The following is a 20,498-nucleotide window of genomic DNA, read 5'->3' on the forward strand; positions in this document are numbered from 1 at the left end:
GGACAGTAGCAATGAATATTATGGCGGTATAATTGGTTATATAGATCAATTTTATGAGATTGATCGTTTATAACGATCGTTTTCGCTATTTATTGATTAATAACGGGAAACATCAATTGCAAATATCTGGTCTCTGGAATTTGAATAACCAACATTGTGTAATTCTTCACCAGGCGCATCCCTCTGACCCGCCGTTAACCGAGTAGATGAGCCGTTATAATATGCCGAGGTATCAATGGGAGAAGACCAGGGGCGCGGCTGTGACGTTCCCAAAACGCCGACAACGATGCCCATGACGCGCGGCAGAACCGCCCACTTTCCTGCAACGGTCTTATCAACGAGATAGCCAATGTCATTTGTAGAACCGATGGTGCCGTATCCAACCGGCGGATTCATCACTTTCGTTTCATTTGTCAGAATGCACTGACCGGCAGCATTCCATATAGCAACCCCCCATTTCGGTAAAGGCTGCGGGATGACATATCCAAAAATATAAATGGTCACCGTGCCCGGACTTCCGCCGACACCTGATACTGAGTAATTTAGGGTATAAGTCGAACCAACCTTTCTGATATAGAAAAGCGTATTTGCCACTGTGGCGTGGCAGGCAATAATAAACGGTGAAGAGGAGTTCACCGGCAAATTGTAGGATCCCCCCGTTGAAGGTGTTAAAACAATTTTCTGCACAAGACACATCGGCGTTGTGTCCAGTGTAATCCACGGATTCCCATACTGATCCGCGAGTAGTGCTCCCCATGTCGCCATTATGCTTTCACCAGATAAATAATTAACCAACACTCATCAGCTGTATATGTCCCTGCTGAATAATCTCCATTCGCATCGCTGATGGTTATCGTGCCGCCTGAGCCCGTTATTTTCCTGCGCGAGCTAGAGTAAGCATCACCGGTGATCGGTGACTGAATGGCCGTAACCTGAAATCCCGCTGGCACTGAGTATGAATAGGTGCCGGAAACTTGCCCGGCACTTAAATATACGGTTGCCACAACAAGCACTTGAACGATGCCGGTGTTATCCGGGTTTTTGTTAGCGTCCCATGTTTGAATGCCCCAGTCCGCCATTACCAAACTCCCGTAATTAAACCAAACTGAACACGCAGCACGCCGTTATCATCTTTTGCACTGATCGTTGTATTAGTCTGTTTCATTGCACCAGCGCCGCCAGCATTTCCAAGATTGATGAAAGTCCCTGATTTACTTAGCTGCCAACCCTGCGTCAATCCGTCATAGTTGTTCGACTGAATGAAATTGCCGATCTTCGCGTTCGTTATTGTTCCATCCTGAATGAACGCATCACTGATAAACACCTGACCGTTAACAACAGCAAAAGGTGAATATTGCGTGGCGCCCGAGCCTGACATCAGCACAAATTGGTTTGCGTTAAAACCAACGCGTGTCACTACAGGCTGACCAGCCTGCGCAAGCACGGCGATCGACATCCCGGCGTTATACATCACGCCATTAATACGAACGCCAGTTTTTAGGGTGTAAATGGCAGAGGCACCATCTGCATCAACAACCGCAGTTAGTTTGTCTTCGAGTGACGCCGTGACTTCACCAATCTGTGCCTGCACCTGAGTGGTCAGGTCTGCCATCGCCTGGTCAACTTCAGCAATGGTTGTTTTGACCGTCAGAATATCGGCCCTCACCTCACCGTTCTGAGCGAACTGATGATCAACAGTCGAATTTAGGTTTAAAGCATTCTGCAGGATGGCATCGATGTTGGTTTCAATGTCGCTTGTCAACCGGTCACCGTCGTCAGAATTCAGGAAGCCATCGGCAATATCACCCAAATAATCATCGGCGTTGTCGTTCGCCATGCCCCGGATCCAATCGGTGTAACCCGACTCGTTACCAATTTTGTCTACCAGCTGCGCGCGGTACCAAAATTCTTGACCAGCCTTAAGCCCTAATTGGGTGTAGGTGGCCTGAGGATATGGCACGTCGGTAAGAAGTAGCGGATCTGACTGGTCGGAATTTGGCGAGTACTGGATTTCTGTTTTCAGCGTATCAGCTGAATTTTCTGGGAATCCCCATTTCAACTGGATACCCCAGTTTATGCCCGTGGTCGAAAAACCTACTGGTTTCGCAGGCATCCCGACTTTTCCGGTTAATGCGGTCAATACCGAATAACCCCACGCGGAAGATATTTCTGCGGCATTAATGGCACGAACACGGACCAAATAATTACCGGCATAAATCCCTGACACATCGAACGAATTAGTTGAAGAGCGAGCAACAGAGATCCAGTTTCCATCATCTTTACGCCACTGTGCTTCATAAGCGATTGCGCCAGTTGCCGTGTCCCAGGTCGCATGAAGCGTAGCCACCGATAAGCCCTGTATGACAACCGACGTATTGCTAACGATTATGTTGTCAGGCACCGCCTGTGTGCCGGGCGGAATAACGCTAATCGGACGCTCATCGATAACAGCACCAGTGTCGATGCGGTCATATTTATCAGGATCGTGATAGGTAGCGGTGATGGTGAAAGTGTTGTCGTTGTTGTCTTTGCGACCGACAACACGATATTGCTGAACGAAAAGCGAGTCAGACTCAACTACCCATACAGATTCGGCTTCTGGAGTCTCGCCGAATGCAGTGTTGACTGTGACAACTTTCCCACTGACTGACTGAATTGTCCGGCTTTGCGATATGCCTGAGGGCAGATTCGCAAGTAAGCGATCACCGGCAACAGCATCAGGAGTGCGATCAAGAGTTATGACGCGCCCATTCACCGCACTGATTCTACCGCCAGTCACTTTGCCGGAAAGCAACTCATCTGCAACACCAATAATGTAGCCAGGAAGAGGGATCATCCCATCGAGGCCGACGCCAAACGAAACCATCCTGTCTTTGTTATTTGTCAGGATCCCCCAGCGCCCTTTTCGGTTTGCCTCTGACTGGCGGGTGCAGCCAATCGCCGTAAGTTCAAGCTGATTAAAACCGTAGCGCGTTACCAAATCCTGCTCAAAAACCGGCTCCATGGCGTCGCTGTAGGCGTTATCTGGATCAGACCATGAAACCAATGCTGTCGTGTAGCGCGCCTTGGTGGTGCTGCTTGAGTACGTAAAGCGCCCATCAATTACATTCGCGCGAGTGTAGTTGTAATCGATATCACGCGGCATATCCGCCAGCGCAACCAATTGGTTATTACCCCAATAAGTCATTCCTCGGAAGATGGCGGCAAAATCACGGATTACGTTGAACGCGCTGTTCCGATCCTGCACGTAAACATTGCAGACGTAGCGCGGCTCTGTACCACTACCACCTTTCCCGTCCGGTACCATCTGATCGCAATATTGCGATATGCGGTAAAGTTCCCATTTATCGATATTGTCAGCAGTAAGTCGCTGTCCAAGCCCAAAGCGGTCATTTACGACGATATCGTAGAAAATCCAAGTCGGGTTATCAGTCCACGCCCATTTAAAGGTTCCATCCCAGGTACCTGTATATGAGCGGGTTACAGGGTCGTATGTTGTCGGAACGCGAACGATACGCCCTTTCGGTTCACAAGAAATTTGCGGAATAGAGCCATTGAACTGGCTTGAGTCAAATTCGACATAAAGCAGTGCAGTATTTGGATAGCGGAGCTTGGCATCGATGACTTCGGTATAACTCTCAATGGTCATCTTATCGCCGATCAGAGAGCTCGTTGAATCAGCCGATAGCCGACGGACCCGAAGCGTCCACGTTGTGCCTGACTGAGGTAAATCGATTCGGCGGCTTCGCTCATAACCGGTTGTCGTCTTACCACTCACGGACTCGGTTAAAATATTCTGCCATGTGCCGCCGTCAATCTGCAGGTCAATCGCGTACTGAACTGTATACCCGTTGATATCGCCAGCGCTCGTCTGCTGATACAGGGAGAGCCATTTCAGGCGAACGCGAGCGGCAGAAAGCTGCGAATTGTTGAAGGTGTGTGTCCACGGCTTTACCGCGGTAATCTCAGTGCTAACGCTGATTTCGTTTTCGGTACCGGGTACACCCTGAATATATCTTTGATCCTGGGTGCCCGGGCGAAACTCCCACGCTACACCGCTGAAATTATTGCTGCCGTCCGCATTGGTGAGCGCCGTTCCATCAAGAAAGATGCTGGTGCCATCCAGCTCGCCGCCGAGTTCTCCCTCAGCCAGCGCCAACAAAACCTTTGCCTTCGCAACAGACTGAAGGTCATCCGGTGCCTCAGTTGGGGTTCGGGCAGATGAACTGCCGCCTTTTCTGCCTTTAATTACAGTAGCTGTCGCCATATTGGCCCCATAAAAAAAGGCACCCCGAAGGATGCCTGTTTAAAGATAAAAGCTTTATTGCTGGTCTTCCGCGTAAATCCCCGCCGAGATAACCGCGCCACCAATCCGGCGCTTGCCGTAGAACAGTGGCACAGGATTGCCCTGCGCGGTTGTATTGGTCACGCCGCCAAATGCATATGAAGCTTTATTGTCGGCATCTTGTTTCACGGAAAGGCCGCCAGCCTGCGGGGAAAGCATCTGGATGACGCCGCCGAGGGCCATAGATGCGCCCATCGCATATAAGAATGGTGAAGCCGCAGCAAAAGGCGTGAACGAAGCCACAAATGCTACGGCAATAAGAGCTGCCCCCAATATTGTTTGAAAAATACCCGCTTGTTTACTGCCAATAATAATCGGCACAATTCGGATTACCTCCCCAGATACAGGGAAACCAAGGTCGTCTTCGCCTAAATTCTTTTTCCCGCGAAATACAGCGTATGTAACCCCCCTTGCCTTACTGTTATTAAGGTAACGCTCGAAGTCATTTATAGTGCAACAAAGAGCTCTTATAGCTTCACTGGTTGTTTTAACTGCACGGTTGTGAGTTTTTCCGAATATCTTCCCAAGGGATCCCCCGAGGTGGATTTGTGTCATTATTTCTTTCATTTATTTTTTTCCAAAAAAAACCACCTCGTAAGGTGGTTTAGTTGATAAGCAGGATTTAGAGGGTTGTTGGCTTTATATCCAGATTTGCATTTCCATCAGAAAAAACTCTAACCACTTTGGTTTTATTTGCCTTCAGGACGACAGTTCTTTCCTGTCTATCCTTGCTCATTGAGCATAAAGCAGCTCCATCAAACGCTGCGCCAACATCATACTCGCCACCATTCAGATAGAATGTAGCCTTCTCAGAAGAATTCAGTAATGCCGCTTTTTCACCATTTATATAAACGGCGGCATAACACCCGCTTCCAACGATACCGCTGTCACGGATCACGATAAGTTTTGCGTCACCATCATGCGCCGTTTGATATTTAAACGTTCTTTCTACTGAAACTTGCTTTGCATCATTAAGCGGCACCGCACTTGTGGAACACCCCACCAGCCCGAACGCCAGCACTGCTATGTGTAGTTTTTTCACATTAAGACCTATTGCTCAATTTTTGGAGATGAGTAACCAGTGAGGTCAAATTTAAACTGCTTATTTCCGGCTTGATAAAATTCAGCCTCAATAATCAGTTTTTTGTGAGAGCTGACATTTTTAATGAAGGATGCCGAGTTTTCAAAGAAGATCACATCAGAACTTCCATCTGCGGCTTCTGTCATTGAGTACTGCTGAATTTTTCCATCGTCAAACTTCACAGAAATGTGGCAGTCATTAAATGAATTGCACAAGAACTGGCCCTTGCTCATAACCAAAACGGCCTCAGTAGGTTTCAGGTCATCTGGTTTTTGCCCGTCTTTGAGCGTGACTTTCTTTGAGCGGAGAACAATAGTCATCTGTGATCCGCCATTATACGGAAAATCAAAATCAACAGAGTTATCAGAAACAGAACGCACAAACTTCTGCGCAGTACCTCGCATCTCATCATTCTTGAAGTAAGTAGACCAATCATTAGCGAACGATGAAGCACTTGGGAAAAGGAGGAAAGCCGTAGCACCTAAAAATAAATATTTCGTCATTTCATACCTTTCTTATAGACAAGTTACAAGTGGTAACATCCTACCACCGGAATGACGTAAGGCAACGCAAAATGGTTAGCCGTGGTTCTTGATTATCAGGTGTACATCTTGAGCACACCGCACAGCAGTTGATCCATCACTAGCAGGTATCAGGATATTCAATTTATAGTCAGCCTTGGTTCTCAGTACCTTTGCCATACTGAGTAGCCCAGCAATCTCTCTCTGTGAGACGCTTCCCATTTCAGGGTTCATTTCTTGCCTGTAGTAATCAATCAACTGAGCATGAACTCCGCCGCGTCCATTTGGCGCTTTAATCTTGGATGCTATCTGAACATCACGAGCCAACAAATAAGCGCCATAGTAAGCCCTACTAACACGATTTCTAAGTGTCATTTCGTGGCGGCAGTCTTCAAAAGAAAGGGCAGACTTAAGAAAATCATCAGCAGTTACTGGCATCATAACCCTCGTTGCTTAGTAACTTCATTAGAAAATATTCCGACAACATCCCAGTTTGTGCCTAAAGTCGCCGCCCGTTTTTTAACTAATGCAATATTCAACTCTGCACACTCTTCCGGAGTAATGCCTGGAGGGGTAATTTCCAATACGTATGACTTTTCCCCTTCATCTTCTATGAGATAGAAACTACTCATGGCATCAATTTGCTGCAAAGGCTTAATCATTGAGTGCATCATTTTTCCCACGTGAGAAATCTCATCAGCAAATCCGGAGTTCATAGCCAGAGCGGCCTGTTCGACAGCAAGTGGCAAGGCAGAATTATCTTCATCGCTTAAATCGAAATCAGGATTACCCATCAGCGAGTACTTGGCTAGGTATTTCTCAAAAGCTTGATAATCACCCAAGCCTCTAGCGTAGTAAATTGTATCCCTCACCATCTTCGGCGAGTTGGTTTTCTCTGCTGCTCTCACGGATAATTCAAATGCCTTCTCCAGGCCCATTGTATATAGCGTGCAGAGAATATAGTTACCCCATGCTATAAAATCAGAAGGCCTCTCCATTATGACTTCTTCTGCTAATCTTGCGCCCTCTTCGTTTTCTCCTATCGAGAAAAGAAAATAGAACCGAGCAGCTTTGTAATAGTATGGATCGTTCACTTCATCGATTTGTGCGTCGATTCGACGTCTAATAAAATCAGTGTACTCTGCCTCCCCCTGTAGATAGGGAGTGATTTGAGATATTAGCGCGTTAATCGACTCAACTTCGCTTTTGGGTTTTGGTGGCAGCATAATGGCGCGTAATTAGATAAATTCTCTCAATGCTAGCATCGAAAAACCATTCTACGTTACTGATCGTTTGATCACCGCTAACCCGTGGCAAATAGTACTGCTGGCAATAAAAAACCCCGCCAGAGCGAGGTTGGATGATGAGTATTCCAAGCAAAAAGCCACCCGTAGGTGGCTTAGTCATGTCATTTGGATTCGATCTAATTGACTTCTAGAATGTGCGGGTCATTTGTTAAGAACGGATCCTTACGCTGTATTGTCGCAAGGGTGATTCTAGCCCATGGCTTGTTATACTTTCTTGTTAACTCAATGAAACAAGGGATGTTTATCTTTGATGCCTTGCACTTTATAACAAAAGCAGTGCCATCGGGGAATCCCTGTATTGTTTTGGAATGTGAAGCCTGTACCTTTTTGAATATATCTTCCAACTCAGGCAACGTAATTGCTGGGTTATTACGCTGATCATTAACTCTATCAATAGCGAAATGACCAGATATTGAAATTTCAAGGCAGTCTTTGTCGAGGTCTTCATTTACCAGCGCCTCAAGATCGTCTAAACCTTGACGCGAAATTGTCATAGATGGTCAGCCACGACTTGCTCAAGTCTCTCGTTAAGTTCAGCATCACTATCGGCAACAACAGTCCCAATCAATTTGCTGTTGCTTCGAGTGCCAAACCTCACGTCAAATTCTTTGTTATCAAAGCTATCGACAATCACACATCTGCCGGCTTCATCTTGGAATGAGGCGTAGTTCTGCTGAACAAGCATATTGAATTTGAACATAAAAATCTCCTTAGCCGAGACTATTGGAGCCAACTGGAATCTTGCTTAGCAAGGAAAATTTGGATGATAGACATCAAACCTATGTATCGGCACGAATGTCACCTTTCTTGAGTGTATGCATGCCTCATGGGGTTTTCAACTAAAAGTTGATTAATTAAAAACCAAATATGGGCATTACTGCCCCCGAAAACCCTCCGAGGAGGGTTTGTTAATCACGAAACTGGGTCTTCTGGTAGATACATCCAGTGGCTAATTTCAAGGCGTGAATATTGAGTGCCTCCATTAAGCACAACTCTTTCAAAACCGTTAACTTTGTTATAGTTGGCAACACCTATGCCTTTATTTGAAGCCACAATAACCATTTGAAATTGAGACCGGGTCTCGGGTAGAGAATCTCCGACTGAAATCCACTTCATGGGAATAACTCCATCAAGTAATGAAGATTGATGATAGCACTAACCTCAAAGCAAAAAGCCCACCTAAATGAGCTACATCAGATCTTTGTGCCTGACTATTTTCATCGTTCTTTCCCGCCAATACCCGCCATACGGCACGCGCTGGCTAAGCCTTCCGTACATATGGTGCAACAACATGTTGCCTTCGAGCAAGATCCCCGCATGATTCCATTTATCGGATTGAATCTGCATGATCACCAAATCCCCTGCTGCTGGCGCTCCGGAGAACTCGCGAAACCCGCATTCGTACCAGCACTCATGATAGAAATTATCCGGATACTGCTTTTCCCACCAGGGATAATCAACCCGGTAGTCAGTCAGCTCAATACTGTGCGTTTGCCGGAAATAGCTCATCACAAGGCCCCAGCAGTCCGAGTGTCCGAGCACGAACGGACGCTCGAGTAACGGCAACTCACCACGCGGCTGAATGGTGCGTAAGTCTCCTTCCGGCCAGCTCACGATGTGCCAGGGCAATTCAGTCGCATCACATTGGGCTTTGTCCAGTTCGCTCGGCTGAGTCGTTGCATCCGGGTGGCTATGCACAATGCCGATCACTGCCCCCCAGTCCTCTGCGTCGGCATATCCGCCGGGATCGAGATGGAAATGCTCTGTCGGGTCTACGGACAGATTGCGGCATGGGAAATATTTAGTTATCCGCGATTTCTGCGCCAGCACGCCGCAGCACTCTCGCGGATACTCAGCTTCAGCATGCGCCATAATAGCCTGAATCAGTTTATCGTCCATCGAGTTAACTCTTCAGTAAGCTGGTGCCGGGGAAACCACCGAAATCGAGTTCATTATCAGCGCCAAACCGGCATTTACAACCAGTCAATGTGCCGGGGCAGACATCCTTAGAAGGGTCATCAACCGGATTACTGAATTTGTCGAAATAGGCCGCCCCGGAATAGGAACAGCCATTACCCGTGCGATACCAGCCGTTTATAGCCCACGTACAGATCGCGTGTATTTGCCGCTTGGGCAGGATTTCCCCCTGCAAATCCATCGGGCTGCTTAAAGTAAACTCGACTACCTGATTGTCTTCCTGGCTCTTACTGTCGATATAGAAAACACTAAGCTTTTCCTGCGTCGGATCAGCAGTCGAATTTCCATCCGTAAAGTTTCTCGCATCCAGATAATGCTTAAACGTGTCATGAATGGTGACCTTTGCCTGCAACATATCGTCATAAGCCAGGCACAGTGCTGTGATGCTGCTATTCAGGTTAGCGACCGTCAGTTTGGGTTGTGCTGATGAGCCGTCAGTTGAATCTTCAATCCCATCGATTTGTGTCGGCCACGCTGAATACTCGATTCCCTGCCACCAAACTGACTTCGGCAACAGTTTGGTTTCATCGCCGCCTGCGGCCGCAATGTCTTCCGGCGTATGTGGTATCGTTTCATTGTGAAACCGTAAAATATCTGCCCCAAAAGCGGAACCATCGACTTCGTACAGCCGCAGCTTGTTTCCCGGCTCCAGCTTCTGGACATCAGAATTCATTACCATGTGATCGCCTGCTCTCAGACCGAATAAGCCTGCTCAAAAGTGAATGAAACACTCATCGCAGTACCGCCAATCGGGTTTGCTTTGATAGAGTCTTTCGTAACGCGATAAAGACCAGCTACGCCATATGGCGGCGTCCAGACGCATGATTTCGTGACGTGATTACGTACAAACGTAAGGATGGGAGTGATGTCCTTTTCGCGCCCCTGAAAAGTAAGCGGCCATGTCTGGGTTTCCGGATTAATGCCATCTCCTGCAACCTGCTTATAGCCGCTGTCGAACTGTGCAGATCGTGTCCGCCAGTCATAGGAACCTTCCGGCGAGCCCTGGACGCGCCAACTAAACGTGTCGATTGCCATAAATTCCCCATAAAAAAACCGCCCGAAGGCGGTTAGCGTGAGTTTTGTGCGTTGTATATAAGGCCGCCGGGACGCAGCGCCTTAGTGATGCCATCTTTGACAGATTGATCAATCACCTGCTGATAGGCCTTGCCAATTGCATCATTGTTTCCCGACGTCTGTTGCTGATTACTGCCTGCCTGTACAACAACAGATGTCTGAACAATGGTCGAATTCGACTGGCTGCCTGCCAGGCCAAACATACCAGCTTTTGCTCCAACCAGGCCACCATCTGCATAACCTCGCATCATTGAATACAGATTATCGACGCCAATCCGACTTGTGGCTTCTTTGGTCATGACGAATTCGCCGCGGTGAACGATACCGGCTGGCGCGTATTTATCGCCTTCACCGGTGTAGCCACCAGAATCAAACGACAATCCGCTATAAGCACCTGACGAAAACGAACTGCTGGAGGCTGCGGTGGCTGATCCCGCGCCTGCCGCGAATGAACTGCTAATCCACCCCATTGCAGCCTGAACGGCCTGGGCCAATAGCAGCTTATTAATGATGTCAACGATACTGGTCAGGAAGGATTTGGCAAAATCCTTCAGATTAGCTTTACCCGTAGTCACCAATGAAGTCATCATTGACGACATGTCACTAAGCGTTGTTTGCGCCAATTGGCTGGTCGCAGTAAACACATCGCTCGCGTTTTCCCCAAACTGAGAAATCCCCTGGTTCATTCCCGCAAGCCAGTCCCCCTGATTGGCATCTTCCTGATCCCAACCTGAACGCAAAGCATCTTTCGCCCGATTGTATTCGGCAGTAATCTTGGTTAATGCTGCCGGATCAGTGATGCCATCGGTCTGTTTACGAAACGTATTATCGAGCTGAGTTTCCTGATCAACCCGCCCGGCTTGTTTCGTGGTGAGCCCAAACTTCTCCTGATTCTGTGCATTTTTACTGACAATCGACGTCGTGTAGTCCTGCATCTGCTTTAGCGCCTTTACAGCCTTCTCTCTTTGAACGTTTTCGCGAGAAAGTTGTGCTTCCAGCTGCAGGCTGGCCGTTATTTCCCCGGAGCGCGCCAGTAAAGACTTCTGATCAGCTGTCAGGATTGTTTTGCTCTTCAGATCAGCAATCTGTTGAGTGAACTTCGCCAGTTGCTGCTCCTGGCTGGTCAGCGTCAGGCTGGCCGAGACCTGATCCTTAAGCGCAGCGACGCGTTGCTGGCTTGCCAGCAGTTCACGCGTACCGGCATCATCCTGAAATGCCTTTTGCTTCGGCGTTTTCGGGACCTGACTCTTTTTGGCTTGTTCGACTTCCTTTTCTCTGGCCGCTATCAATTTTCCGGCGTTTGCTATCGCCTCTTTATCACCAGAGTCAGCAATGAGTTTTGCCTTCTTTCTGGTTTCAGTCAGCCGGGCTTCCGCTCCTGCCACACGGTCAGTGGCTAAATACTCTTTATTTATCCAGTCAACGCGCTCTTTTGTTGCCAGGTTACCGGCGATGGTTGCAGAGGTGACATCTCCGAGTAAGGTCTTTTGCTTATCAATGAGCGCTGCCGCAGGATCATAAGCACCACCCAGAGATACGTTTTGCTTTGACCCGCCGCTACCAGCGTAATAGTTACGCTGCTCCTCAATAGCTTCGTTCCAGGCACTTTTTATGCCAAGAACTTTCAGCTTATGATCTTCGATAATTGAATTCAGGCCGCTGAAATCAGCGCTATTTTTATAATCATCAGCATATTTTTTGGCATCTGAATAACCAATGCCGACCGATAGCATTTTGTTAACTGCCTGGTCTGCGCCGTCACTGATGGTGATAAAAAGTTTGCTGGTATCATCGACCGACTGATTAGAAGCATCAGCAATACCGATAATGTTGAGTGCTAATTTTGTAGCCGCATCACCAGTCACGCCGAGGGTTTTAGTTACCGTGGTGGTGGTGTCATCGATGACCTGTTTTGCCTTGTAAATTGCAAGATAGGCTCCACCAAAGACCACCGCTGTACCGGCAATGAGTAAATTCATCGGGGAAATAAATGTGGACAATGCTTTCGCTGCAGCCCCAATGCCACCGAACGAATCTTTAATCTGGCCGCCCTGTTGAATAGCAACCATATAAACAGGCATACCAGAAGCCAAGGATGTGACGACATCAGTTAGCTGCGCGGGCAGTTGGCGCATTGCCTGCCGGTATTGCCCGGCAGAAACCGCGCCATTCTTCATGGCTGATTCCTGCTCTTTCAATCTGGCAATAAATGGCGTGACTTGCGTTGTTACACCTAATTCAGCAGCTTTTAGCTCAAGAATTTCGGCTCTGGTTTTGCCTATAGCGTTTGCCTGGTCGCTCAGCGACTTGATGAAACTTTGCCGGGTATTAGCCGCACGCTGCTCTTCCTGCGCGGCTGACCGTTCAGCGGCTTCCAGCTCAGCGATAGCCTGCTTGAGCACGCGTGATGATTGGGCCGACAAACGTTTCTGCTCAGCATCTCGGCGTGTTGCATCTTCCTGCTGCCGCATCGCTGCAATAAGCGGTGCAGCCTCCTGCGTGATACCAAGCTGCGAGGCTCTGTATTCCGCCGCCTCTGATGCTGACGTTTTATAGAGGGCATTCTGATCGCGCAATTTTGAAAGAAAAGTCTCTTTCGCAGCTGCGGCGGCTTTGTCTTGCTGTGCCGCTGCGGCGGCTGCCCGGCCTTCCTCGGTTCTGGCATCAGCAGCGCGCCCAAGCTCCTCCCTCGCCTGCTGAATGGTACGGGCCGCGTCGCGGAAGGTGTCACTGTCGATCAGCCCTTTGGCATTGAAACGCGACAGCTGCTGCTCCATGTTGTCGAGCTTTTCGAATGCGGCCGTTACCGGATTGATCTGGGTAAGCAACGTGCGCAGCTCCTGCTGCTGCTGGGCGGTAGCCTGCGCCACGCCCTTAGTGCTGGCTTCGTTCTGCTTCAGCCCCTCAGTGAATTCGCGCACCCGCCGGTGCGTGTCTTCCACTTCGCGCGCCACCTCAGCCGATACTTTGGCTGCGCCTTTGCCGCTGGTGCCGAAGTTATCTGCTCCCTTTGCCGCGTCGGCAGCCGCATCAGCAAATTTATCCAGCTCGTTACTGCCGCGCTCGACGTCGGAGGTGTTGACCTTGAGCGAAATCGTTGCAATATCACCAGCCATTACGCCCCCTTATGCATGATTTTTAATGCCGTTCTTTCCATTACCCGGATGTCATGCAGCGCGGTTGCCTCGTCGTCTATACCTTGCGTACGCATCAGCCAAGGCAGACAGTTATAATCCAAACCGGTCGCCCCGCTCATACCCACCCGCCATTGCGTACTGGCTGACTGAAACACGTCGAAAGCAGGCCAAACGTCGGGCCAGACATCGATGATGACATCGTCAAAATCATCCGCAGTCAGCCCCATGCCAGCCAGTTCTTCCGTAGTGGGATCAGGCGTATAGAACGCCGATGCAACCGCTATCAGTTTTTTTCGCGATTACCCAGCAATTCGGCGTAGTACGCTTTCATGACCGCCTCACCGGCGCGCGGATAGTTATCCAGCAGAATTTCAACATTCTCCTGGTTGAATTCGTCAGGCAACGCCCAGCCTTCAGTGATTTCGAGTAGGAACTGAGAGATGTGTTTACCCTCGACCTTTTCCAGATCCGCCAGTTCTTTGATCGGGCGATGCTTAAACGTGAAGGTCACAATCCCCGGCTCGTCACCAGGAACAGGAATAGTCACATCAGCTTTAAATGTTGGATTCGGTTTTAATTTAAATTTGGCTGCCATAGTGGCCTCAGTAAAAAGTGAATAAAAAGCCCGTTTCCGGGCTCAAATTAGAAGCTGTTTCAGCTGGAAGGCTCAGACGTGCTGTCTTTATAAAAAGTCATGTCTCGCGACTGCACGGCAAAGGCGGCCTGAACGGTTTCGACAGCATTCACCGTTGTGGTCGGCTGTGGGTCAAAGGATGGGGTGCCTGACCAGTAGCGCATTTCTTTGGCTTTCGGCACGTACATGCGCAGCGGCAAAGTGTCACCACTTCGGTCGCCGGCGGTCAGCACGCTGTAAATAGGCAGAGTAGAATCATGCGCCAGCGTGAAGGTTTGCGTTTTCGCCGCTTTGTAGGTGGCGAGGTTGCGCTGACGGTCATCTGACAGGAACTGAATCTGCACATACTGCTGATCGCCGCCGCTGGATGCGACTTCTGTAATCTGCGGGATCTCAGTCCATTCGGTGACTTTGCTAAGTGAGCCGATACCAGCGCCAGCAGCAAAGAAATTGGTGTCTGAGGTATTGAGCACATCGATGGTGACCGATGTCGTCGTCTGACTTGAGATGCGTGCAACCAGGTTGTCGATAAGCCCCCAACCGGAAGAAATAAGAACGGTATCATCAACAGCGAGACCGTGATCGTTGGCAACAGTAAATACCGCGCCTTCTGTGTTTGATACTGCAGTCACTGCCACTGCGGCAGCGAGTTTTGACCCGACAAATACAGTCGCGCCGTTAGGCAATGCAAAAGAGCCCATTGGGATTCTCCGTTAAGAAGGAATTTAAACCGCCAGCAGGCGGCGCTTATGAGACGTCAGCGCGATAAGACATGCTGACGGGGATGGTGTAAGAGGTATCAGTGGATATGCCCGCGAAAGCGCTGGGCGCGCTGTTGATGAAACAAGTCAGTTCGCCGTCACTCATTTCCTGATTTTCAGGGAACAAGTCGATCAGTTGTTCAGCAATGGAACCACCGGCAGATTTTCCGGTACCGGCAGGCGCGATCACATTAATCTGGTAGACGCCACGAAACACTTTGGCCTTTCGACTTAGGTCGATAGCCGTCGTTGTCGCTGGCATAACCTGAGATTCCAGATAGATGCCATCCGGAGGGGTAAACTCGATATTATCAAAAGCGACCTGCAATCCCTGCGTTTCAGCCCAATTTCCAAGCCGCGCTTCTAGCAATTGAGTAATAGCTTGCTGGCTCACGGCGCCACCTCCTGTATTGATTCAGTAAAGAATCGCTGAAACTCTTCAGCTGTGATGCGTACCATGCCGCCCGGTGCCTGTTTCGAATGGCCGAATTCCAGCAGATAGGCATATGGCACGTTGTTGCAGAAGTAGATGGATTTGGTGCCCACTTTGAACGACGCCATGACCAGGCCGCCGGCCGATTTTGTCGCACCGCCATTTTTATCGATGACCCCCGTCTCGCCAGTGGCTGGCGCATCTAGCGATACCTGCCAGTTGCCACGGAAGCGCCCGCCGGTATAGCCCGGAGGTGCTTTAATATCCATGCTGTCACTGACTCGTGCATTGCGTTTCAGTCGGCCAGTTTTCGTCAGATTGGCGGCATCACTCTTCAGCGCTTCGTTATGGTCGAAAACTTCTTTGTTATATGAAACAGCGGTCTGGTTTACTGCCCAAACCTCAGGATTACCCACCGGTGACATATCAACGAGACGGGCAAGAATTTTTATACCAGTGGCTCGGATAACTTCTTCCTGATTAGCTTTGGCCGTAGCCACAAAGGCGTTGATCGATGCCATGAACGAATCGTTATCAGCCATGACTACGCCCTCAGTTGCGCTTTATAACAAATCAGCGTGGCGGCTGGTTTTACTGGTCCCGGCAACACAACACGATACTTTTTACCGTCCACCTCGATCCGGTCATCAGTTTTAATTTCGACGGCATATGTCGCGGTTAGCTTGATGTCACCATTTTGGATCCGCGTCCCGTCGATTTCGCCTGGTGCGTAAGCCGTGATGACACCGGTTGGCGTTGCCGTTTCTACTGGCATGGTGACTTCTTTGCCCCCTACCATCTTCACAGTACCACCGCGAGTGAGGGCATATTGCTGGCCGTTCTCGGTCAACAATCTCGTTGCGGTAGCGCGCATTCGTAGATAGTTGATCGCCATGTCAGCCCCGCATTACGTCAAAATTGACGGATGACGACGCGCCAGTCAGCCCGCGCAATAAACCAGAAAGCCAACTGAAATAAGGCGCTGATGTGCTACTGCCTTCGGCATATGACACGCTAACAGCTCCGACGACTGTTTCCTGAGTGACCTCTCCGCCACCGGAGAATGTTGGGGAAAGGTCGACAGTTTGGGCCTCTATCGCCAGCCGACACTGAGCCTGAATGACTTTTAGGGGAATACCTACAACAGCCGAACCATTCAGATTAATACCCGTACGAGGCCACGCCAAAGGCTGAGTTGCTTCTTCTGGTTTGCCTCGCCAGGTAAGCCCTTCGAGATAGTCCATCGCCTGAATAAGCAACGTTTCGATTTCTTCGTCGTCTTCCGGCAATGAATTTCCCCGGGCAGATGCAAAGTTCTTCAAATCTGCGACGTTCGTGTAGCTGTTGAATTCCGGCGATGTCGGATCTGTAATTATCATTGGTAAAGCCTCCACGCTTTTCGACGTTCAGTGCGGGGAACATTGTCAGGATGACTCTCGACGCTGCTCTCATCCAGATGATCAACCAGCGAATAACATGGATAAATCACCGCACCACCGTAGGCATCGCCGACCGCGTAATCTGCTGCCTTCGCATAGTTCCAACGGCTCAATATTTTATCAATGACCTGTTTCGGTGGGCTGTAACAAACCCCGTGGATAAGTCGCGGCAACGTGACAAAATCTGACCGATTTTTGTCGGCGTTAATCAGTTTTCCTGCGATTGCCATTTGATATTGGGGTGGCCGACCGGTACCAAGATAGAAGCTGATGAGGTCATCAGGAAAGCGGCCTAGCCAGTCAGTAACAGTTTCAATGAAGCCAGAAACAGGGATCGCATCATCCTCGATTACGACAACGCGACAAGCCTGCCCACCGGCCCACTCGATGGCGCGCCGGTGATTCCAGTTACTGCCGTGGTCGCCTTCATCAATCAACAGGTGTGCGCTCAGCGTGTCAGCGAGGCGAGTCGCCATGTCTCGGCGCTTGTTGTGGCCTACAACACAGAAGGTCACTTGTGCCGATACCATGCGAACTCCTTACCAATACCATCATCAGATTTAAAGACGGTGTGTACCTTTGGTCCGGTAACAACACGATCACCGAAGGACTTTGCAGCCATGCCGAAAGCGCCCATATCAACCTCGGTCGCTGGCGCTGTTTCCATCTTCCAGAACCGCTGGCTTTCGATGCGGCAATGCAGCCTGATAATCCGGTGCGCAAACTCCATCACGTCAGCACGCGAACCGCCAAGGAGACCGGCGTTAAGCAGTGGGTCATCGCGGTGATGGTCGATGAATTCACAGTACGCGCGCCCGTGGTGATTGGCTTTCATCCATCCGTCGGCATAAGTCTTGTGCTCAGAGCCAACGTATATCTTGCCGGGTACCATCTCAGCCCAAGGCTCACGTAACATCTCAACGTCAGTGCCATCAGTACACCACACGAACCGGTATTCAGGATGCGCTCTGAGGTACTGATAGATGTGAACCCAGCGGGCAAAGTACGGGCTCATCTGAACCGCGGGCACCATAACCAGAGACGCGCCAGCAGGTGCAGCATTGAGCTGGTCAGCCAGCACCACAGCGTCTGCGCCGCGAATCGAAGATGACCAGGCAAAAAGAACTGATTCATCTGGCTTCATTGCAGCTGCACGCTGGGGATCTGGCTGACTGGTCAGCAGTGTCGTAATGACCACGTCACGTTCGCGCCGATAAGGGGCAAAGCCGGTATAGCCGCTGTCCCGCCTGCCGTTGTAAATTCCGACATTGCGCTTTACCAGCGCCTCACGGTCAGGCTGAGGGACAGAACGTTCGACAGCCGCATGCTCATCCAACGAATGAATCAGCTTTTCAGAACCAATTACATCAGCGAATGCCCACGTTGACAGGCCAGCGTTATGAATGCGCAGCGCCAGATCGGGATGCTCGTACATGCCACGACCATAAACCGGGTCAAAGCCGCCGACCTTCTCAATCGCGCTGCAGTGGTAATAGAGCATCACGCCTCGCTGGCCGGTATATGCAACATGCTGGTCATCGCGATACAACACTGCCATATCCTTCAGCTTCTGCGCGCCAGCCAGATCAAGAAATTGATAAGCCAGGTGAGGTTCGGGGGATTCGATGTAAGGAACGTGCCAGTTATCACTGATCGGATAAGCGTCGTCGTCCCACAGAAAAATGTGCTCACAACCGGCATCAATCAGAGCCTCAAGGCTCCGGTTCTTCGAAGCAACAATCCCGAATGATTTTTCATGCCTGATTATTTCTATATCGACAACGCTGGCCGCTGGCGCGGAACCGTCATCAATAACAATGAGCTTAGCGCCAGCAGGCAGGTGCTTCAGGTGCTGTTCAATCGTCTTTGCCAGAACAGCAGGCCGGTTGTGCGTGGTGATGGCAATGCCAATACGCGAACCGCACGCAGGCGCATACGCGACACCATTAATAGTGACCTGCATATTGGCTCCCATAAAAAAACCGCCCGTGGGCGGTTATCATTTAGACTGAATATCTGCTTATGAAAGCATTCTATTTCGGTTGTTTAATATTAGCAGCCCATATATTAATTCTTTTATCTATGACCAGAGTAAAACCTGAAGTTAGATTAAAATAAAGTTCTTTTGCTCTTTTTGAATTGGAAATGGTGTACGTAATGATGCTGCCATGCCCTACAGGCTTGCAACTATAATCCAATTCCTCTTGTTTCATGTTAATCCATACACTTGCTGTTTTTTTATCCAGATCGCAATGTTGGTCGCTCATGAAGGATATCACCATAGTGGACCAGTCTGTTCCAGGCCCAACAATACTGACTAAAACAGGCTCATTACTTTCTGTCTGTGTTGTTCCGTATAACACCCCATCAGAAGACCGCCATACATTATATTCATTAGGAACATATGCTGCATATGAAGAGCTAATAAATCCGACACACAACAAAACGGAAATCATCCTTTTCAAAATAGATCCTTGCCACTAGGAATTTTCTTATATTGATAAGAAAAATATCACTTTAGAAAAAAAATTCAAAGTGACAACACTGAACATAATATTTTATCCCTCATTATTTTGTTACAGGCTTACTTAATTCTATAGCCACTTAATCATCAAGCGCTGAATAGTTGATAATTTTTAGAACAAATCGTAATCACAAGTTAAACTTGCAGCGTTTCTGAGCTTCAGTGGCATAGCCATAAAGGTATTGAGTCAGTTGGTAGTCTCTGCTGATTTGCTCTCTAACATTGAGAGCAACTCCAGCATCTTATGACTATTTTAAAAGGGGCCAAAGCCCCTTTACGGTTAACGTCTACGAACCGGCTCCGGCTGACAATACTGCAGCAAATGGAACCTGCTTACGGTCAAAGACACGCTCCCAGTTGGTGGCAGTTGCCATCTGGGTATAGGTCGGGGTTAGGTTCGGGTCATCTTCACCTTTCCAACTGAAACCAGCGGGCTGGATGATGTAGGTTTTTCGTTCCCACAAGACTTCCGCACCACCGCCATTGCCTCCATCAGGCTTGCGTTGCAATTCTGTTGGGGTATGCGGAGTACCGACGCCATAACCGAAAGCACCAGAACCGAAGAACACTGACAAATAGCCGCCATCGGCTGTTTTGAGGCTGTCATCCATGAAGATTGGCTTACCCAGGTAAGTACGCAGGATAATCTGGCCTGTGGAGTCGCGCAGATATTCAATCAAATCCTGCTCAGCCATTTGTTTCATGACTACGGAGTGCGCACCTAGTGCAGAGAAACCATCAGCGGCGTCACCTGCTGTATAAGCAGCGTCGATGAAGTTTTGTGCACTGATTGTTGCCCCCGCCTGAATAACCATGTCGCTGTCGTCATTGGCGATATTCGAGGCAATAATGCCGCGAGCAGTACCAATTAGATAACGCTGCCATTGGCGAGTCCAGTAGGTGCCGAAACGGTTGCGAATCTGTGTCATTGGGTCACTGTTTGCTAACTCAGATGCTAAGTCAGCCACCCCATAGCCCTTGTTCAGGAACAGAGTACGAGAACGCATGCTGCCCTGAGTGGCTTTACCAACTTTACCGATTTCATCCGGATCATCAGTGGAAGCATTCGGCGCTTCATCAGCGTCCAAATCCTGCCAGTAACTGATAGTGGCGGTGCCTTGACCATTTTGAGCCACTGCGTCGAGCGCTGGCAGGCGTGTGATAATTCCTGAGTCGTATACAGCGGTTCTCTCCGGGCTGTTAACCGGTGCGATTGTTTGGTAGTAATCGCTGATGAAAATGTCTGAAAGACGTGTGGAAGCCAT

Annotated in this window: 26 protein-coding genes; all 26 read right to left on the bottom strand. The window is 49.3% G+C overall.

What is annotated here, in order from left to right; all coding sequences use genetic code 11:
- Positions 1-96: 96 nt before the first annotated feature.
- Positions 97-765, bottom strand: coding sequence for a hypothetical protein (locus CWS43_RS09685; RefSeq protein WP_101076733.1), 669 nt, complete (start codon positions 763-765; stop codon positions 97-99).
- Positions 765-1,079 carry a hypothetical protein gene (locus CWS43_RS09690; RefSeq protein WP_101076734.1) on the bottom strand — a complete coding sequence of 105 codons (315 nt, stop codon included), beginning with the start codon at positions 1,077-1,079 and terminating at the stop codon, positions 765-767. The genes CWS43_RS09685 and CWS43_RS09690 overlap by 1 nt, the downstream gene beginning before the upstream one ends.
- The gene (locus CWS43_RS09695; RefSeq protein ID WP_101076735.1) at positions 1,079-4,267 is read right to left on the bottom strand and encodes a host specificity protein J; all 3,189 of its coding nucleotides are present in this window, start codon (positions 4,265-4,267) and stop codon (positions 1,079-1,081) included. The genes CWS43_RS09690 and CWS43_RS09695 overlap by 1 nt, the downstream gene beginning before the upstream one ends.
- Positions 4,268-4,321: 54 nt before the next feature.
- Positions 4,322-4,912, bottom strand: coding sequence for a tail assembly protein (locus tag CWS43_RS09700; RefSeq protein WP_101076736.1), 591 nt, complete (start codon positions 4,910-4,912; stop codon positions 4,322-4,324).
- Positions 4,913-4,967: 55 nt separating this feature from the next.
- Positions 4,968-5,387, bottom strand: coding sequence for a hypothetical protein (locus tag CWS43_RS09705; RefSeq protein ID WP_101076737.1), 420 nt, complete (start codon positions 5,385-5,387; stop codon positions 4,968-4,970).
- Positions 5,388-5,395: 8 nt separating this feature from the next.
- A complete protein-coding gene (locus CWS43_RS09710; protein WP_157825371.1) occupies positions 5,396-5,929 on the bottom strand; it encodes a hypothetical protein in 534 nt (177 codons plus the stop codon).
- 75 nt (positions 5,930-6,004) lie between these two features.
- The gene (locus CWS43_RS09715; protein WP_101076739.1) at positions 6,005-6,388 is read right to left on the bottom strand and encodes a hypothetical protein; all 384 of its coding nucleotides are present in this window, start codon (positions 6,386-6,388) and stop codon (positions 6,005-6,007) included.
- The gene (locus CWS43_RS09720; protein ID WP_101076740.1) at positions 6,385-7,173 is read right to left on the bottom strand and encodes a hypothetical protein; all 789 of its coding nucleotides are present in this window, start codon (positions 7,171-7,173) and stop codon (positions 6,385-6,387) included. The genes CWS43_RS09715 and CWS43_RS09720 overlap by 4 nt, the downstream gene beginning before the upstream one ends.
- 197 nt (positions 7,174-7,370) lie before the next feature.
- A complete protein-coding gene (locus CWS43_RS09725; RefSeq protein ID WP_101076741.1) occupies positions 7,371-7,748 on the bottom strand; it encodes a hypothetical protein in 378 nt (125 codons plus the stop codon).
- Positions 7,745-7,954, bottom strand: a complete 210-nt coding sequence (locus CWS43_RS09730) for a hypothetical protein (protein WP_101076742.1) — start codon at positions 7,952-7,954, stop codon at positions 7,745-7,747. The genes CWS43_RS09725 and CWS43_RS09730 overlap by 4 nt, the downstream gene beginning before the upstream one ends.
- Before the next feature lie 212 nt (positions 7,955-8,166).
- Entirely contained in the window at positions 8,167-8,370 is a 204-nt protein-coding gene (locus tag CWS43_RS09735; protein WP_101076743.1) for a DUF551 domain-containing protein, read from the bottom strand.
- A 72-nt stretch (positions 8,371-8,442) separates the two neighbouring features.
- Complete coding sequence (locus CWS43_RS09740; protein WP_101076744.1) at positions 8,443-9,153, bottom strand: C40 family peptidase; 711 nt, start codon at positions 9,151-9,153, stop codon at positions 8,443-8,445.
- 4 nt (positions 9,154-9,157) lie between these two features.
- A complete protein-coding gene (locus CWS43_RS09745; protein WP_101076745.1) occupies positions 9,158-9,910 on the bottom strand; it encodes a phage minor tail protein L in 753 nt (250 codons plus the stop codon).
- A gap of 14 nt (positions 9,911-9,924) precedes the next feature.
- Positions 9,925-10,266, bottom strand: a complete 342-nt coding sequence (locus CWS43_RS09750) for a phage tail protein (RefSeq protein ID WP_101076746.1) — start codon at positions 10,264-10,266, stop codon at positions 9,925-9,927.
- Positions 10,267-10,298: 32 nt separating this feature from the next.
- The gene (locus CWS43_RS09755) at positions 10,299-13,421 is read right to left on the bottom strand and encodes a phage tail tape measure protein (protein WP_101076747.1); all 3,123 of its coding nucleotides are present in this window, start codon (positions 13,419-13,421) and stop codon (positions 10,299-10,301) included.
- A complete protein-coding gene (locus tag CWS43_RS09760) occupies positions 13,421-13,669 on the bottom strand; it encodes a DUF1799 domain-containing protein (RefSeq protein WP_101076748.1) in 249 nt (82 codons plus the stop codon). The genes CWS43_RS09755 and CWS43_RS09760 overlap by 1 nt, the downstream gene beginning before the upstream one ends.
- A 56-nt stretch (positions 13,670-13,725) precedes the next feature.
- On the bottom strand, positions 13,726-14,037 hold the full coding sequence (locus tag CWS43_RS09765; protein WP_101076749.1) for a phage tail assembly chaperone: 312 nt from the start codon (positions 14,035-14,037) through the stop codon (positions 13,726-13,728).
- A gap of 59 nt (positions 14,038-14,096) precedes the next feature.
- Positions 14,097-14,777: a phage tail protein gene (locus CWS43_RS09770; RefSeq protein ID WP_101076750.1), complete on the bottom strand. Its 681-nt coding sequence runs from the start codon at positions 14,775-14,777 to the stop codon at positions 14,097-14,099.
- A gap of 46 nt (positions 14,778-14,823) precedes the next feature.
- On the bottom strand, positions 14,824-15,231 hold the full coding sequence (locus CWS43_RS09775) for a DUF4128 domain-containing protein (protein ID WP_101076751.1): 408 nt from the start codon (positions 15,229-15,231) through the stop codon (positions 14,824-14,826).
- The gene (locus CWS43_RS09780) at positions 15,228-15,812 is read right to left on the bottom strand and encodes a hypothetical protein (protein WP_101076752.1); all 585 of its coding nucleotides are present in this window, start codon (positions 15,810-15,812) and stop codon (positions 15,228-15,230) included. The genes CWS43_RS09775 and CWS43_RS09780 overlap by 4 nt, the downstream gene beginning before the upstream one ends.
- 2 nt (positions 15,813-15,814) lie before the next feature.
- Positions 15,815-16,165 (bottom strand): hypothetical protein, encoded by a 351-nt coding sequence (locus CWS43_RS09785; RefSeq protein ID WP_101076753.1) that lies wholly within the window; start codon positions 16,163-16,165, stop codon positions 15,815-15,817.
- Between the two features lies 1 nt (position 16,166).
- Positions 16,167-16,649, bottom strand: a complete 483-nt coding sequence (locus tag CWS43_RS09790; protein WP_101076754.1) for a DnaT-like ssDNA-binding protein — start codon at positions 16,647-16,649, stop codon at positions 16,167-16,169.
- On the bottom strand, positions 16,646-17,239 hold the full coding sequence (locus CWS43_RS09795) for a hypothetical protein (protein ID WP_101076755.1): 594 nt from the start codon (positions 17,237-17,239) through the stop codon (positions 16,646-16,648). Before CWS43_RS09795 ends, CWS43_RS09790 begins: the two co-directional genes overlap by 4 nt.
- A complete protein-coding gene (locus tag CWS43_RS09800) occupies positions 17,221-18,672 on the bottom strand; it encodes a glycosyltransferase family 2 protein (RefSeq protein ID WP_101076756.1) in 1,452 nt (483 codons plus the stop codon). Before CWS43_RS09800 ends, CWS43_RS09795 begins: the two co-directional genes overlap by 19 nt.
- A gap of 70 nt (positions 18,673-18,742) precedes the next feature.
- On the bottom strand, positions 18,743-19,174 hold the full coding sequence (locus tag CWS43_RS27190) for a hypothetical protein (RefSeq protein WP_157825372.1): 432 nt from the start codon (positions 19,172-19,174) through the stop codon (positions 18,743-18,745).
- Between the two features lie 346 nt (positions 19,175-19,520).
- Entirely contained in the window at positions 19,521-20,498 is a 978-nt protein-coding gene (locus tag CWS43_RS09810) for a major capsid protein (protein ID WP_101076758.1), read from the bottom strand.

Source organism: Rahnella sp. AA (assembly GCF_002834385.1).
Taxonomy (GTDB): Bacteria; Pseudomonadota; Gammaproteobacteria; order Enterobacterales; family Enterobacteriaceae; genus Rahnella.